General features: G+C 59.7%; 19 protein-coding genes. 4 read left to right on the top strand and 15 right to left on the bottom strand.

Features of this window, described 5'->3' with window-relative positions; all coding sequences use genetic code 11:
• Positions 1-9 precede the first annotated feature (9 nt).
• The 15 genes from RMET_RS06645 to RMET_RS06715 all read right to left on the bottom strand — a co-directional run bounded on the left by RMET_RS06645 (position 10) and on the right by RMET_RS06715 (position 11,903).
• Complete coding sequence (locus RMET_RS06645; protein WP_011516083.1) at positions 10-201, bottom strand: 2-hydroxymuconate tautomerase; 192 nt, start codon at positions 199-201, stop codon at positions 10-12.
• An 11-nt stretch (positions 202-212) separates the two neighbouring features.
• The gene (gene dmpH / locus RMET_RS06650) at positions 213-1,001 is read right to left on the bottom strand and encodes a 2-oxo-3-hexenedioate decarboxylase (protein ID WP_011516084.1); all 789 of its coding nucleotides are present in this window, start codon (positions 999-1,001) and stop codon (positions 213-215) included.
• Positions 998-2,044: a 4-hydroxy-2-oxovalerate aldolase gene (dmpG, locus tag RMET_RS06655; RefSeq protein WP_011516085.1), complete on the bottom strand. Its 1,047-nt coding sequence runs from the start codon at positions 2,042-2,044 to the stop codon at positions 998-1,000. Before dmpG ends, dmpH begins: the two co-directional genes overlap by 4 nt.
• Positions 2,045-2,063: 19 nt before the next feature.
• A complete protein-coding gene (locus RMET_RS06660; protein ID WP_011516086.1) occupies positions 2,064-2,975 on the bottom strand; it encodes an acetaldehyde dehydrogenase (acetylating) in 912 nt (303 codons plus the stop codon).
• Between the two features lie 78 nt (positions 2,976-3,053).
• On the bottom strand, positions 3,054-3,836 hold the full coding sequence (gene dmpE / locus RMET_RS06665) for a 2-oxopent-4-enoate hydratase (protein WP_029310117.1): 783 nt from the start codon (positions 3,834-3,836) through the stop codon (positions 3,054-3,056).
• A 2-nt stretch (positions 3,837-3,838) separates the two neighbouring features.
• Positions 3,839-5,350, bottom strand: coding sequence for a 2-hydroxymuconic semialdehyde dehydrogenase (locus tag RMET_RS06670; RefSeq protein ID WP_011516088.1), 1,512 nt, complete (start codon positions 5,348-5,350; stop codon positions 3,839-3,841).
• Between the two features lie 66 nt (positions 5,351-5,416).
• Positions 5,417-5,866, bottom strand: a complete 450-nt coding sequence (locus RMET_RS06675; RefSeq protein WP_011516089.1) for a GlcG/HbpS family heme-binding protein — start codon at positions 5,864-5,866, stop codon at positions 5,417-5,419.
• Positions 5,867-5,887: 21 nt separating this feature from the next.
• On the bottom strand, positions 5,888-6,832 hold the full coding sequence (locus RMET_RS06680; RefSeq protein ID WP_011516090.1) for a catechol 2,3-dioxygenase: 945 nt from the start codon (positions 6,830-6,832) through the stop codon (positions 5,888-5,890).
• 17 nt (positions 6,833-6,849) lie between these two features.
• A complete protein-coding gene (locus RMET_RS06685) occupies positions 6,850-7,206 on the bottom strand; it encodes a 2Fe-2S iron-sulfur cluster-binding protein (RefSeq protein ID WP_011516091.1) in 357 nt (118 codons plus the stop codon).
• A 2-nt stretch (positions 7,207-7,208) separates the two neighbouring features.
• Positions 7,209-8,273, bottom strand: coding sequence for an NADH:ubiquinone reductase (Na(+)-transporting) subunit F (locus RMET_RS06690; protein WP_011516092.1), 1,065 nt, complete (start codon positions 8,271-8,273; stop codon positions 7,209-7,211).
• Positions 8,274-8,351: 78 nt separating this feature from the next.
• On the bottom strand, positions 8,352-8,708 hold the full coding sequence (locus RMET_RS06695; RefSeq protein ID WP_011516093.1) for a phenol hydroxylase subunit P4: 357 nt from the start codon (positions 8,706-8,708) through the stop codon (positions 8,352-8,354).
• On the bottom strand, positions 8,705-10,264 hold the full coding sequence (locus RMET_RS06700) for an aromatic/alkene/methane monooxygenase hydroxylase/oxygenase subunit alpha (protein ID WP_011516094.1): 1,560 nt from the start codon (positions 10,262-10,264) through the stop codon (positions 8,705-8,707). Before RMET_RS06700 ends, RMET_RS06695 begins: the two co-directional genes overlap by 4 nt.
• Before the next feature lie 22 nt (positions 10,265-10,286).
• Positions 10,287-10,556: an MmoB/DmpM family protein gene (locus RMET_RS06705; RefSeq protein ID WP_011516095.1), complete on the bottom strand. Its 270-nt coding sequence runs from the start codon at positions 10,554-10,556 to the stop codon at positions 10,287-10,289.
• A gap of 39 nt (positions 10,557-10,595) precedes the next feature.
• Positions 10,596-11,591: an aromatic/alkene monooxygenase hydroxylase subunit beta gene (locus tag RMET_RS06710; protein ID WP_011516096.1), complete on the bottom strand. Its 996-nt coding sequence runs from the start codon at positions 11,589-11,591 to the stop codon at positions 10,596-10,598.
• Positions 11,592-11,678: 87 nt separating this feature from the next.
• On the bottom strand, positions 11,679-11,903 hold the full coding sequence (locus RMET_RS06715; RefSeq protein WP_011516097.1) for a phenol hydroxylase subunit: 225 nt from the start codon (positions 11,901-11,903) through the stop codon (positions 11,679-11,681).
• A gap of 534 nt (positions 11,904-12,437) precedes the next feature.
• On the opposite strand from RMET_RS06715, the gene RMET_RS06720 reads away from it, so the two are divergent.
• The 4 genes from RMET_RS06720 to RMET_RS06735 all read left to right on the top strand — a co-directional run bounded on the left by RMET_RS06720 (position 12,438) and on the right by RMET_RS06735 (position 15,025).
• Entirely contained in the window at positions 12,438-12,779 is a 342-nt protein-coding gene (locus RMET_RS06720) for a hypothetical protein (RefSeq protein WP_035822233.1), read from the top strand.
• Between the two features lie 10 nt (positions 12,780-12,789).
• Positions 12,790-13,536, top strand: a complete 747-nt coding sequence (phbB, locus tag RMET_RS06725; protein ID WP_011516098.1) for an acetoacetyl-CoA reductase — start codon at positions 12,790-12,792, stop codon at positions 13,534-13,536.
• 59 nt (positions 13,537-13,595) lie between these two features.
• Positions 13,596-14,060: a universal stress protein gene (locus RMET_RS06730; protein WP_011516099.1), complete on the top strand. Its 465-nt coding sequence runs from the start codon at positions 13,596-13,598 to the stop codon at positions 14,058-14,060.
• A gap of 212 nt (positions 14,061-14,272) precedes the next feature.
• Positions 14,273-15,025: an SDR family NAD(P)-dependent oxidoreductase gene (locus RMET_RS06735; RefSeq protein ID WP_021159342.1), complete on the top strand. Its 753-nt coding sequence runs from the start codon at positions 14,273-14,275 to the stop codon at positions 15,023-15,025.
• Positions 15,026-15,033: the final 8 nt, after the last annotated feature.

A 15,033-nucleotide genomic window follows, 5' to 3' on the forward strand; every position in this document is an offset into this window, starting at 1 on the left:
CACAACGTCCTAACGCCCTCGTTTCCTGGCGCTTTGACCCGCGATTCCAAAGTGTTCTTTCGGCATTTCGGTAATGAGCACGCGGATGGACTCCACCGGCGCATCAATCGCGCGATGGATCGCCTCGGTGACCTCGGCGATCAGCCGCTCCTTCTTTTCCGCATCGCGGCCTTCGATGATGTACAGCTGCGCAATCGGCATGGCTATCTCCTTTAAACGAAGCGCAAACCGGTGCTGCCCATCCCCTGCACCCGCAGGGCGATGGCATCCCCCGCTCGCACGGCAATGGCCTCCGTGATCCCCCCTGACAGAATCAAACTGCCCGCCGGAATCTCCTCGCCACGCGCGCCCAGATGATTGGCCAGCATCGCAATCGCCGCGGCCGGGTGGCCCAGCACCGCGGCGCCCGCCCCGAACGCAACCGGCTCACCGTTTTTCTCCAGCACGATGCCGACGATGCGCAGATCCACCTCAGACACTGGCAGTGCGCGCCCACCCACAACAAAGCGTGCGGCCGACGTGTTGTCCGCTACCACACTTTTGAGATCGAACTTGAAATCGCGGTAGCGCGAGTCAATGACTTCGATGCCCGGCATCACGAAGTCAGTCGCCGCCAGCACCGCTCCGATATGACAGCCCGGGCCTTTCAACGGCGCTTTAGTAACAAAGGCGATTTCCGGCTCGACTTTGGGATGGATCAGCGCCTCGGTCTTGCACGTGCCGCCATCGGGGATCGCGTAATAGTCGGCCATGAAGCCGAAGACAGGGCTCTCAACCCCCATCTGCTTCATTTTGGCGTGCGAGGTCAGCCCCGCTTTGAGCCCAACGATCTTCCCGCCGCGGGCCAGCTTGCGGCGGCGAATCTCGTCCTGGATCGCGTAAGCGTCATCCCAATCCATCTCGGGATGCTCATCGGTGATCTTGAGCGTGTCTTGCGCGTGGAGCTCGCAGTTCTCGAGGTGCTCTGCAAGGCGCGCAATGGTGGTGCGATCCAGTTTCATGCCGCCACCTTCTGCGCCTTTGACGCACGCGCTTTGGCCAGCGTGATGGCCGTGTCTTCAATCATATCTTCCTGGCCACCGACCATGCCCCGGCGCCCAAGCTCGACCAAGATCTCGCGCGCCGGTACGCCATACTTTCGCTCGGCGCGCTTGGCAAACAGCAGGAACGACCCGTAGACCCCGGCGTAACCCAGGGTGAGCGAGTCGCGGTCGATCCGGATGGGGAAGTCCATGATCGGCACAACCAGGTCTTCGGCCACGTCCTGAATGGCCCACACATCCACTCCGGTCTGAATCCCCATTCGGTCGCATACGGCGACCAGGACCTCCATCGGCGTGTTGCCCGCACCCGCACCGAGACCAGCCGAGGCGGCGTCGATGCGGGTGGCGCCACACTCAACGGCCGCAATGGAGTTGGCGATCCCCATCGCCAGGTTGTGGTGGCCGTGAAAGCCCAGTTCCGTCTCCGGCTTGAGCGCCTCACGCACCGCGCCAAGGCGGGCCCTGACATCATCGGGCAGCATGTAGCCAGCCGAATCGGTAATGTAAACACAGTTGGCGCCGTACGACTCCATCAGCTTTGCCTGCCCGACCAGCCCTTCAGGACTGTTCATATGCGCCATCATCAGGAAGCCCACCGTGTCCATCTCAAGCTTGCGCGCCAGGGCAATGTGCTGCTCCGACACGTCAGCCTCGGTGCAGTGCGTAGCCACCCGGATGGTGTGCACGCCAAGCTCCTTGGCCATCTTCAGATGGTCGACTGTGCCGATGCCCGGCAACAGTAAAGCCGAGACCTTGGCCTGCTTCATGAGCGGGATCACGGCCCCCAGATATTCTTCATCGCTGTGGGCCGGAAAGCCATAGTTGACCGACGAGCCGCCCAGGCCATCGCCGTGCGTGACTTCAATCAGGGGGACCCCGGCTGCGTCCAGGCCGCAGGCGATGCTTTTCATTTGCTCCAGCGTCATCATATGGCGCTTCGGATGCATGCCGTCACGCAACGTCATGTCGTGGACGGTGATTTTTTTTCCTTGCAGGTTCATCTCTGTTCTCCTTGACGGCTCAAGCGACAACCGGTTCGAGCGTGAGATTGCCGGCAATCATCTCTTCGGCAAACATCTCGGCGGTCCGGGCCGCGGCAGCGGTCATGATGTCCAGGTTGCCGGCGTACGTGGGCAGATAGTCCCCCAGGCCCGCCACCTCCATGAAGACCGTCACACGCTTGCCGTCAAACACCGGGCCGTTGACCAGCCGGTAACCGGGCACGTACTTCTGGACCTCTTCGATCATGGCGTGGATGGACTCGGCAATCCTTTGCTGATCCGGCTCGGTTTCGGTCAGGCAATGAATCGTGTCGCGCATCATCAGCGGAGGCTCCGCCGGGTTGATGATGATGATGGCTTTGCCCTTCCTCGCGCCCCCCACCTTTTCCACCGCGCCGGCCGTGGTCCGCGTGAATTCGTCAATGTTTTTGCGCGTGCCGGGCCCCACCGATCGGCTCGATACGGTCGCGACGATTTCTCCGTAAGCGACCGGCTGCACGCGCGAGACCGCAGCGACCATCGGAATGGTGGCCTGCCCGCCACAGGTGACCATGTTTACATTCATCTCGCGTTTGCCCAGGTGCTCTTTCAAATTGACCGGCGGTACGCAGTACGGGCCAATTGCCGCCGGCGTCAGATCGATCATCATCACGCCCAGCGCGTTAAGCTTGCGCGCGTTTTCCGCGTGAACATATGCACTGGTGGCATCAAACGCGATCTGCACACCATCGGCCAGCACATGCGGCAGCAGCCCGTCGACACCTTCCGCCGTGGTTTTGATGCCGAGCTCACGGGCTCGGTTCAGCCCCTCCGATTCCGGGTCGATGCCCACCATCCACACCGGCTCCAGCACCGAGCTGCGCTTGAGCTTGGCCAGCAGATCGGTGCCGATATTGCCTGGTCCGATCAGCGCACATTTGATCTTTTTCATGACCTTGTCCTTCCTATAAAAATGACTTTTACGCACGGCATCCGACAACGGCCGGGCGTGGTGCCTGGCCAGGCGCGTTCAGTGAAACCGGACCGAACAACCGCCCAGACCACCAATACTGACGCGGAAGCTGTCGCCCGCCTTGGCCGGGAACATCGCCGCCAGCGCGCCGGACAAGATCACCTCGCCCGCCTTGAGTGCAATGCCCAGACGCCCCAGCGTGTTGGCAAGCCAGGCCACGGCGTTGACCGGTGAGCCCAGTGCCGCCGCGCCGCAGCCCGTGGCGATAATCTCGCCATTACGCTCCATCACCATGCCGCACAGCGTCAGGTCGAGCTTGCGTGGATCGACCGCGTGATCACCCAGCACGAATACGCCACAGGAGGCGTTGTCCGCCACGGTGTCCTGAATCTTGATCTTCCAGTCGCGGATGCGCGAATCGACAATTTCAAAGCACGGCATCACGCATTCGGTCGCCGCCAGCACGTCCACGTTGGTCACCCCCGGCCCCATCAGGTCTTTCTTGAGGATGAACGCGATCTCGCCTTCGGCCTTGGGCTGAATCAGCGTGCCGATCTCGATCGACTGCCCTTCGTTGTAGATCATGCCGTCGAGCATGTAGCCGAAATCCGGCTGATACACGCCAAGCATGTTCATCACGGCCGCCGACGTGACGCCGATCTTCTTGCCGATGATGGTTTCACCAGCCTGCACACGACGCTCGATCATGCGCTGCTGAATGTGATAGGCGTCCTCGATCGTCATATCGGGGTGGCGCTCGGTCAGCGGATCGAGCACGGTTCGCGTGGTCAGTGCCTGATACAGGGCGTCGCCAAGCTGGGTGATTTGAGTTTTGTCCATGATCACAGTTTGATGCAAACGTTTTTGAGTTCCGTGTAGAACTCCAGCGAGTGGACTCCGCCCTCGCGCCCGATACCCGACTGCTTGGCCCCGCCGAACGGCGTGCGCAAATCGCGCAGGAACCAGGAGTTCACCCACGCAATGCCGACCTCGATGGCCCCCGCCACGCGGTGCGCACGCGACAGATTGGTGGTCCAGATCGCCGTGGCCAGGCCGTAGTCGTTATCGTTGGCACGGCGGATCACCTCTTCTTCGCTGTCGAATGGCATGACCAGCACGCAAGGGCCGAAGATCTCCTCGCGGGCAATTACCGAGTCGTCGCCCAAGCCCGTCCAGATGGTGGGCTGTACCCACGCGCCGCCTTTGAGCGCGTCCGGCATATCGGGTACACCGCCGCCCGCCACCACCGTCGCGCCCGCTTCAACCGCCTTCTTGTAATACGACAGCACCTTGTCACGATGCTCTTGCGAAATCAACGGGCCCATGCCGGTGGCCGGATCTTCCGGGCGGCCGAGCTGCATGCCTTCAGCGCCTTTTTTGAGCGCGGAGACAAAACGATCAAAGATGGGGCGCTCGACATATACCCGCTCGGTACCCAGGCAGACCTGGCCACAGTTGGCGAAGCACGAGCGCAGCGTGCCTTCAATGGCGGCGTCGAAGTCGCAGTCGGCAAACACGATGGCAGCGTTCTTGCCGCCCATCTCCAGACTCACGGGGCGCGCACCGTCAGCCGCGGCCTTCATGATGGCCGCACCCGTGCGGGTTTCACCGGTGAAGGTGATGGCGTTGATGCCGCGGTGGGTGGTGAGGAATTCGCCGGTGGAGTTGGGGCCGAAGCCGTGCACGACGTTGTAGACCCCTCGCGGCACGCCCGCCGCGTTCATCACCTCGCCCAGCAATGCAGCGGTCTGCGGCGTCTCTTCGGAGGGCTTGACCACAACGGTGTTGCCACAGGCCAGCGCTGGGCCGACTTTCCAGGTCATCAGCAGCAGTGGCAGGTTCCATGGACAGATCACCCCGACCACCCCGACCGGTCGACGCATGGCGTAGTTGATCGCCCCGACACCATCCGGTGTAGGCATTTCAAAAAACTCAGTGGGCACGTTCTTCACCACGTCGGCGAAGATCTTGAAATTGGCCGCCCCACGCGGAATGTCCACATGCCGCGCCAGGCTCATAGGCTTGCCCGTGTCCTCTACCTCAGCGGCCAGGAAGTCGTCAAAACGACGGTTGATGCCGTCGGCCACCGCGTACAGCACTTCCACGCGCTGGGCCAAGCTCATGCGCCCCCACGCTCCCTTGAGCGCGGCCTGCGCCGCAGCCACCGCCGCGTCGACTTCGGCACGGCCGGCTTCGGCCACCTTGGCAATGACCGCGTTGTTCAACGGCGAGCGCTTCTCGAACCAACGCTGACCCGGCACATATTCGCCGTTGATGAAGTTGTGGATTTCTTTAGCACGAGCGCCGGACTGGTTTCCAGTGCTCGCGGTCGCTTGGGGATCGGTAATCAGCATGATGTTTCAGTAAACTTCCTTGTTAGGCAAATGTGGTCGCGGCGGCAGTCGACTTTCCGGAAAGATTCAGGTTTGAGTTAGACCTAGCAGGCTCAATCCGGCTTGCGCACAGTGCTCGTCCTGCTCTTCGGTACCGCCAGACACGCCAATACCCCCGATGCGATGGCCACTTTCAACAATCGGCAAACCACCGCCGAAGGCGATGAAGCGGGGCCTTCGCACGATGCCTTGGCGGACCGCTTCGGAATGACTCAGCAAGGCCTCACTCCACCGACTGGTCGGTAAGCCGAAACTGGCTGCCGTGTATGCCTTGTCGATGGCGATCTCGATGGAGTGCAACGGCGCTCCAGGCATGCGCAGAAACGCGGCAAGATTCCCCGCCACATCGACCACCGCGATGTTCACGCATACGCCGAGGCGCTGCGCGTGCAGCGCAGCTGCCTCGACGACGCGGTTAGCCGCAGGCCAGTTGATCAGCCGCGCCTCGACGCTATGAAGTGAGTCAGCCTGAGTCATGTGCTATCTCCTGCGTGGCAGTCAGGTGTAAACCTCGGTGAATGACTGGACCAACTCACCGGTGTGATAGAAGATGCCGCTGCCGAGATGCTCTTCCGTCCAGGTCGTCACAGGCCGATCAGGTTGAGCGAGGTAGCCCAGGCCGGCAAAGGTCTCGTTGCGATTCCCACTTGGATCGAAGAAATAGATCGTCTCCCCGCGGGTAATCCCATGGCGAGTCGGCGCCACGTCGATCTTGACCTTGTTCTTGGCCATGACGTCAGCCGATTTCAGTACGTCATGCCACGAGTCGAGGAAGAAGGCAATGTGGTGCAAGCCATTGCGAGGCCCACCTACGAAAGCGATGTCGTGCGGCGTGGACGTGCGGAACATCCACGTTGCAGCCTGAATGCTACTATCCGGACCTACCATAACTTGCTCAGCCAGATAAAAGTCCAGGCATTCCTTCATGAACCGGGTATTTTCCGCCACCCGATTCACGCCCGTCTCCGGATTGAGTTCACACATCAATAGGCAGTGATCCAGCCAATGGGCGCCTGCCCCCTTGACGTCATCGGGCCACGGGTCAGGATTGGTCGTTCCGACTCCGGTGCCCACATATTCCTTCGTCGCAAACAGACGCATCTCATGTCCGCTCGGCAGGTTGAACTGCAGCATACGACCGGTCGAAGGAAGGGTACCTTCGGGGAGCATTTGTGTCTTGAAGCCATAGGCTTCGATACGCTTTTGCAGCGCGTCTAGGTCGGCGTCGTGCTCAACCTTGTAGGCGACATGGTTGAGCCCTGCTTGATCGGACGGCGTCAGAATAACGGAGTACTTGTCCCATTCGTCCCAGCACTTGAGGTACACGTTTCCATGTTCGTCCTCCATCGTCCTTTTCATTCCCAGGACGTTTTCGTAGTGCTTGATTGCCAACGCCATGTCCATCACTTTCAGACTGGCATGGCCGATTCGCATCACACCCATGGTCTATCTCCTTCGGCTTATTTCGTTGAATCTTGGGCTACCTGAAAGCTCAACCCTTTGAAAAAGGGCTTTTGCATCTTGCCGACCACCTCCAGTTCTACATCATCAGTGGGCGCCACCCGGCACGCCAGCACCACACCTTGCGCTTCTTCCGCCTCGGAAATGTGCGCACGGCTCATTGCTCCTGTTTTGCGCACGCTGCCTCTGCACACTGCGACCTTACACACCCCGCACCCGCCGCTAAGGCAACCAACTGGTATGCCGCGACGCCCAAGGCGTGCCATGCCGGCAAGCAGAGACTCACCGAGAGCGCAGCTGAAACGCTCGCCGGTCTGCTTGACGGTCACGTAGACCTTCCCGTCCTGAGTAGTCACGATCACACCCTCTTGAAAAGCGGACTGCGTACTTGTTGGGCGTCGGCTGCGGAAATGAACTTCTCAAAATAGATGTCGCGTTCGAACAACCGGCCCTGGATCAGGGTCGTGACGCAGGCGTCGATCATCGCCGGCGGCCCGCACAAATAGGCTTGGTGGCCGGAAAAGTTGTTCTGGAAATGAGCCTTGGCGACCTCGTGAACGAAACCCTGCGCCAAGGGATGCGTCGCACCTTCTGCTTTTTCCGATAGCGCCGGCACGTAGCTGAAGTTCGAATACCGCTGGCTGAGCTCGCGGAACTCGTCGTCGTAATACAGTTCTGCCTCATTGCGCTGGCCATAGACCAGAGTGATAGGCTTGCTCCATCCGCTTTGCAACAAGTCGAGAATCATCGACCGAGGGCTCGACAGGCCTGAACCACCTGCCATGAAAACCATGGGCTGGTCGGCTGACCTGCGCACGAAAAACCGGCCATAGGGACCCGTCACGTGCAGAATGTTCCCCACCGCCAGTTGTTCATGGATGTAACCCGTGCCCTGTCCTCCCGGAACCCGGCGAATATTGAGCTCGATCTCTCCCGTTGCTGCGACGTCCGCAGGTGAATTGGCGATGGAAAACGCCCGTGTCTGGCGCAACTCGGGAATTTCAAGTTGCACGTACTGACCCGCCTGAAAATGAATCGGTTGATCGAGTCTCAGGAAGACGGCTTTGATCGTCGGTGTGAGTTGCTCGATGCGTGTCACCTCGGCATTGAAATCCTCGACCGGGATGACTTCGGCGTCCGGGTCTTCCTCGATGTCGGCCTCGATGGTCGTGTCATCGAGCAAGGTGGCACAGCAGGCCAACGCCTTGCGCTCCTCGCGCTCGAAGTCCATCAGCGCGAAGAGATTCGCATCGCCGAGATCGACTTCTCCGTCACACACCTGCACCTTGCAGGTTCCACATAGCCCGTGACCACACGCGTGCGGAATGTAAATGCCTTGGCGCAAGGCCGCGTCGAGTATAGTTTGCCCTTCCTCCACCTCAATGGTGGCACCCAGGGGCTGAATGTTGAGTTGGTAGGTCATTGTTCAAATCGCCGGAGGCCAATCACACCGCGGCCTGTAACTTCGGCTGCAGTGTGATTGCGCTGCCATGACGCAATCTCAATTGCAGGAACCGCTCAGACCGTTCAAGCCAGGCGTGCGAAAGCGGATCACGTCTTTGTGCGTCAGACCGTTTTCAGCCAGCGACTTCGCTGGGTCGGGATGCCACGGCTGGCCGGACTTAAACCACTGCACCTGGCTCCAGTCGATTTTTGAGAAATCGGGGTGATAGCCATAAGTGCCGGGCAACACCTGGGTGCACAGCGCACCGAACAACGTGTCCGACGGCAGGGGCAAGGCAACAGGTGCCGCAAACAACAGATGGTCTTCCCAGCCGATAAACAGCAACGGCGCCGGAAAGTTTTCGCGCGCGTCTCGTGCCGGGAACTTGTAGGGTTTGAGGGCAACAACGCTCATTTGGCTTCTCCTTGCAAGACCTCTCCACGCCAGGCAGCAAAGTTCTTTTGGTCTTCCGACCCCTCGAAATCGAAGTTGTCCCGGCCTACATTCAGGTTGTAGTAGTCGAGCAAGGCCATCAAGGGATCGAAACCTTCCTTGGTCGGATCGGCATCCGGCTTGAAACAGTTTCCTTGATACACTTGCTGCGGCGGAAGCCATGACTGCACGAACTTCTCGGGTTCGTTGTCAAAAATCTCCTTGCAGTGGTCGCTGCAGAAGTGATACTTGTCGCCGAGGTAGTCCGACTCGCGATAGCAGATCTTGGTTGCGTCGCCAGGCTCGGTGAATATCATCGGAATCTGGCAGGTAGTGCAGAGCATCGGCAGCGTCTTGTTGTAGAAACGGTTGCCCTTGGCGGCCTGCTCGCGCCAGTAGTCCCAACGCGGACGGTAATACTTGTCGAACGTCTCGGGGTACTTCTCCGACAGCCACCCCATTTCTTCTTCTGTGGGAACCCAGGTGTGGATGGGGGCCGCGGCGTTATAGTTATAGAACACGGCGAAGGTCTGATGGCTGATGTGGTCCTTGCCTTCGCAAGCCTGGTCCCAGCCCTTGGGCTTGCGGATGCCGTAACGCGCCAGATCCTTGAACAGCGCGCCGCCGTTCTGCTCGACGTACATCTCCCAGCTCTCGCGCCAGCTCATCACCCGGTTGGGCAGCATGTAGTCCTGCATCATGGCCACGATGCTCAACAGCCGATAGCCGCGCCAGAACCACTTGTCGATCCAGCGCTGCACGATGGGCACGTTGTCCGGATCCTGTTCCAGCATGAACTTGATGCATTCGATGCCGAGTGTCATGTGGCGCGATTCGTCACTTTGCGCCGAAAAACCGAAGGTGACCGTCGACATGTCCCCGTTGTAAGCAGCACCCGACATGAAGGGGACAAACAGCAGGTTGGTCAACACATATTCGAACGAAAAGCTCACCGCGGTAAGAAACTCGAACGGTCCACCGGTGGCCGCGTCTTCAAAAAATGACTTGGGCACCGACAAATACCAGACCCGGTCGTACCAATGGATGGAGTTGTGCAGGCCGTTAAAATACTTGTTGTAGTGCGAGAGAGCATGCATTTCGGTCTGGAAGTGACGCAGCTCGTCGATGGACTGCATCTGGCAAGCAACACGCGCCCCTTCACCCGTAAAATGCCGACCAACGTGGGCAAAACCTCGGTGTGCCATATACTCCAGCGGTGTCACACCCTGGATAAACACCTTGAGTGCGTTGACATAGCGCGCGTCGGAAATGCTCAACTGCCCGTTGTTCTGCGCGAAAGCGTCGATGACGGCGTAAAGCTTTTTTTCCTTCTCGCCCTGATATTTCCAGTAGGCGTCCATGGTCAGGCGGAAGGGGTCTTCCCATTTATCCCAATCGTGGATCTTTATGCTTTCGTACTTGTCGTACGGAAACACTTTTTCCATCGGCTGGTAGCTGGTCTGCCAGCCAAGACCGCGGGTCATCGCTGCGTAGCGATCCTTTAAACCGAGTTTCTTCTTCTGCACAGAAGTGTCCATTTCAATTTCCTCTTTGCCGTGTTCAGTGTTTCCAGCTCAGCGTGAACTGTTCGTCATCCTCGTCGATATATCCGGACAAGGTGATTAGGTTGATGTGGATTTGCTGGAGATCGAACTTCATGCCGATCCTGTCTTCGATGCTTCGACGGTTTATTGTGAGATGCCCGGGCGCATCGATCTTCACCATGCCAGGCGACTCTGTGGCGACCGCATTAGGGTTATCAGCGAGAATCGCCTCCACCACCGATCGAGACTCCTCGTTAGCCTGAAACGCGATAAATACGTTAGACATGAACATTCCTCTATGACGGTCAGGAATATAAATTAGCGGTTACAGAACAATCCCGGCCTTCGCAACGCGGGCACGAAGTCGCTGCCTTACTTCTTCCAAGGCGTCGTGGCCGTTTTCCGCCAAAGCCATTTCAGCGACAGGCAACAACGCTGACGCCGCCTGATCTTCCCAGGTACGCAACCAGTGAATGAGCAGCGCTTTGTTATCCTCCGATTCCGTCGCCATGGTCTTCACTACCGCATCGACCCAGCGACTGGATTCGTCATGCCACGCGGGCATGAAAGTGGTTAGCATTGCCACTGCGCTACCACCGTTGAGTGCGATGTAATCGTCGACGAAAGCGCCGTAGATCATGGGATAAAGAAGACCGTCGAGCGCCAGATTTTGGGCGACGAACAGTTCCACCGGGTCTTGCAGCACCAGAGTGTTTTCCACATAACGACGCAACGGTTGCCAATCGGGACTCGTCATCCAGGCTTGCTTGGCTTCGTCAAGAAGATCGGGCCCGGACATTACCAGCGCCAGTCGTGTGAGATACTGCGCTACACCCAGATTGTCCATTGCGTGGAACATAGCCGGCGCAGTGAAGGTCGTGCCATAACCCAAGGCACAGATCTGGGAGTTGTTCATGTTCGCGCCCCAGGCCGCGTGGCGCAAAGGCACGAGAACGGAAAGCGCCTGTTGTCGAACCTCATCGGAAACGAGATCGATCATGCCGCGCGACTCGACAAACTCGAAGTTGGATTCCATCGCGTCTTGCTGCCGCGCTCGGGTCATCGTCCACGACGCGTAGTAGAACTGACGCGGGTCTTTCAGCGCATACCAGTCCTTCATTTGGATCGCGGTGCGCGACGTGTCGAACAGTTCATGCTCGGGATCCCACGTGGGCCGGTAATGAAAATTCGCTGCCGGTTGAGCACCTACAGTGCCTTCCTGATAGCGCGAAGCGGCTTTATCGGCTCCGATGTATTGAGCCACGTGCGTGTAGGTGTGACGCAGTGGTTTGATTTCCCGCGTCTTCAAATCGATGGTCATTAACTGCTCCTGTGGTTGTGAACCGGGATGGGATGCGATCAGACTAGGCGCGCTTCATCAGGCTGCTCGGCGCTGCTCACAAGAAAATCAATGCCGCACAATCTCGCCGAAGGCATCCAATCGCGTCACCTTCTGCGCGAGGCAAAATTCTTCGAACGCAGCAATAGGCAGCATGAGCTCGACACAGAGCTCGGGGGTGCCGACTGAAAATTCGAACTGGACGAATCCCTGTGTGTTGATGGCGGTAACGCTGACAAACCTGAGGTTCGGATCGAACCTGGGTTCCGCCTCAAGGGCTGCTTGCTTGTGCATCGCCTGTGTCTCCGATTCTGTGTTTTGATATCTCAAAGCAAGTCGCGTCCCATCGGCAGAAATGAGCCTTTATTGCTGCTTTGCAGCAATGCATTTACAGGTGAGCTGCTGCGGGATCGTCATCTGTCGCAATTCGGCCCAAGCATCCTGCGTTAAACGGCCAGATGCTTCCTGCGTTTGGGCGCCGCCTTCTGCCAGGCACAAACCGAAGGACGCAGGTCAGCACAACCGTCACACAGAATCGATACAACACAGGGTATCTACGGAGGTGCCAGCGAACGAGGTCAAGCTCATTGTGCAATCGCACATCGAAAAATCTCTGGGGTGCTGTCATAAAATTCGCGAACTAGGAAAGGGGCGCAGGTCGCTTAGATCAGAAATTTCTGAAATGCACACCCCAGCAAGGCTCTGTCAATTTGATGGCGAGGCAGCGGTAGAATGAAGTGGTGAAGAAAACGAAATCGCTTTATCACGGTCACCGTTTCCCTGCCGTCGTCATCAAATTGACAGAGCCCCTGTCGGTTCTGTTAAGCCATGCAACAGCTCAGCGCTGGCGGCGTGCTGGAGACCACCTCGCGCATCCAGGGCCTCCAACAGGCAGCCGACTGGCAGGCGCTCGCGACCTTGCCGTCCGAGGTGTTCTGGCGCCTGTGCCAAGGCCGCATGGGCGATGCCCAAGCGGTCGGGCAAGTAGCAGCCCAAAGCCAGGCGGCCTTTGCCAATGGTCTGCGCCAAGCGCTCACGACTTGGCAGGAATCTGTCTCCGAGGCATTCGGCGCCAGTGGCGACGCAGCCTCTTTCACGCAGCTTTGCCAGCGCTTGGCGCAGCCCTGGACCGCCCCAAGCGCCGTACCCCAGGGCAAGACCAAGAAATGAGGGGACGGCAATGAATACGACGCAACGGACGGCGCTCGTGACGGGAGGCAACCGGGGGTTGGGCGCTGCGATCGCCCGTGCCCTGCACGATGCCGGCCACCGCGTGATCGTCACGCATACCCCCGGCAACACCACGATTGGCCAGTGGCAGCAAGCGCAAGCGACACAGGGCTACTCATTTGCCGCCTACGGGGTGGATGTATCGGACTACGAATCAACGCAGGAACTGGCGCGGCGCATCCACGCCGACGGTCATCGGATCGACATCCTGGTGAACAACGCCGGCATCACCCGCGATGCAACGCTGCGCAAGCTCGACAAGGCCGGTTGGGATGCCGTACTGCGCACCAACCTGGACTCCATGTTCAACGTCACCAAGCCGTTCATCGACCCGATGGCCGAGCGCGGCTGGGGCCGCATCGTCAACATCTCTTCGATCAACGGCAGCAAGGGCCAGTTCGGGCAGACCAATTATTCGGCGGCCAAGGCCGGGGTACATGGATTCACCAAGGCGCTCGCACAGGAGGTGGCGCGCAAGGGCGTGACGGTCAACACCGTCTCGCCGGGCTATCTGGCCACCGAGATGGTGATGGCGGTGCGAGAGGACATGCGCCAGAAGATCATCGATGCGATTCCGGTTGGCCGTCTCGGCCAGCCGGCCGAGATTGCAGCTCTTGTCGCCTTCATCGCCAGCGAAGCCGCCGCCTTCATGACCGGCAGCAACGTGGCGATGAACGGCGGTCAGCACATGTCTTGAGCCCACTGCGCGAGCGGCTGACTTCCGACGCGGCAATCCGCAGCTCTTGGAGGAGTTCCATGTATTCACGATTTCTGGTGCCGCTTGATGGCAGTCCCACATCCCTTCTGGCCCTCGATCATGCGGCGGACATGGCACGCCTGAACGGCGCCACCGTGGTCCTGCTGCATGTCATCGAGCCGACCCGGCACAGCACGGGTTTCGAGCGCCCCAAGGTCTACATCGAGGACGTCCGCCCTCACTTCCTGGCAGCCGGGCATGCCTTGTTGGACGAGGCCGCAAACCGGCTGCGTCAGGACGGAATTGCAACAGAGACAGTACTGCTTGAAAGCACTGCAGAGCGGGTATCAGAGCAAATTGCCCGGCAGGCCAAGGAGAACGATTGCGACCTGGTCATCCTGGGCACCCATGGACGCCGTGGGGTGGACCGGCTGCTGCTGGGAAGCGATGCGGAACAGGTGGCGCGTATCGCACCTGTTCCCGTGATGCTGGTGCGCCAGTCGCGCAGAAAAGAGATCACATGAATCAACAGCCCGTGGAGGCGCTCGCGCAGGTGCTCAAAGCGGTGTCGAGCGCCTCGTCGCCCATTTCAAAACCATGGCGCCGGTACGCACTGCGGCGGCGCATCTTTGCGACGCGCTCTGGCGTGCTGTGCCATCGCACTCGTGCTAGTTGAGCGCGGAGAGTCACCGTCCGAACTATGAATCAATCAAATCCCGAAGGAGGACGATTCACTATGAAATACATCTTCAAAGGTGACAGCGCGCTGGTCAGTGGCGCCGGCTCGGGTATCGGCGAGGCAACGGCACACCTGCTCGCCATAAATGGTGTGCAGGTGGTTGCCTCCGACATCGACTTCGAGGCCGCCCGACGTGTGACACAGGCCATCATCGCCGCCGGCGGCCGCGCCGTGGCACACGAGGGCAATGCGGCCAAACCCGAGGACGCCGGTGCGGCGGTGCAGTGCGCACTCAAGCATTTCGGTTCTCTGCACCTGGCTTTCAACAACGCTGGCATTGCCGGAGAACTCAAGCCTGCAGGCGAACTGGCGGCCGAGGAATGGCAACGTGTCATCGATACCAACCTCTCGGGTGTGCAGCATGCCATGCGCGCGCAGATCCCGGCCATCCTGGCCGCCGGCGGCGGCGCCATCGTCAACATGTCGTCGGTCCTGGGATTAGTCGGCAGCGCGGACGCACCGGCCTACGTCGCGGCCAAGCACGGGGTGACAGGTCTCACGCGCTCGGCGGCGTTGGCCTATTCGGCACAGGGCGTCCGCATCAACTCGCTCCATCCGGGCTATATCGAAACTCCGCTGCTCAAGGCGCTCGACGAGGCCACACTGGCAGCGCTGAAGGGGCTGCACGCCATCGGGCGCCTGGGCCGGCCCGAGGAGATCGCCCACGCAGCCTGCTTCCTGCTGTCCGAAGGTGCCAGCTTCATGTGCGGCAGCGCCATGGTGGTAGATGGCGGTTATACGGCGGCTTGAATAGGAAG

Origin of the sequence: Cupriavidus metallidurans CH34 (genome assembly GCF_000196015.1) — a bacterium.
GTDB lineage: Bacteria > Pseudomonadota > Gammaproteobacteria > Burkholderiales > Burkholderiaceae > Cupriavidus > Cupriavidus metallidurans.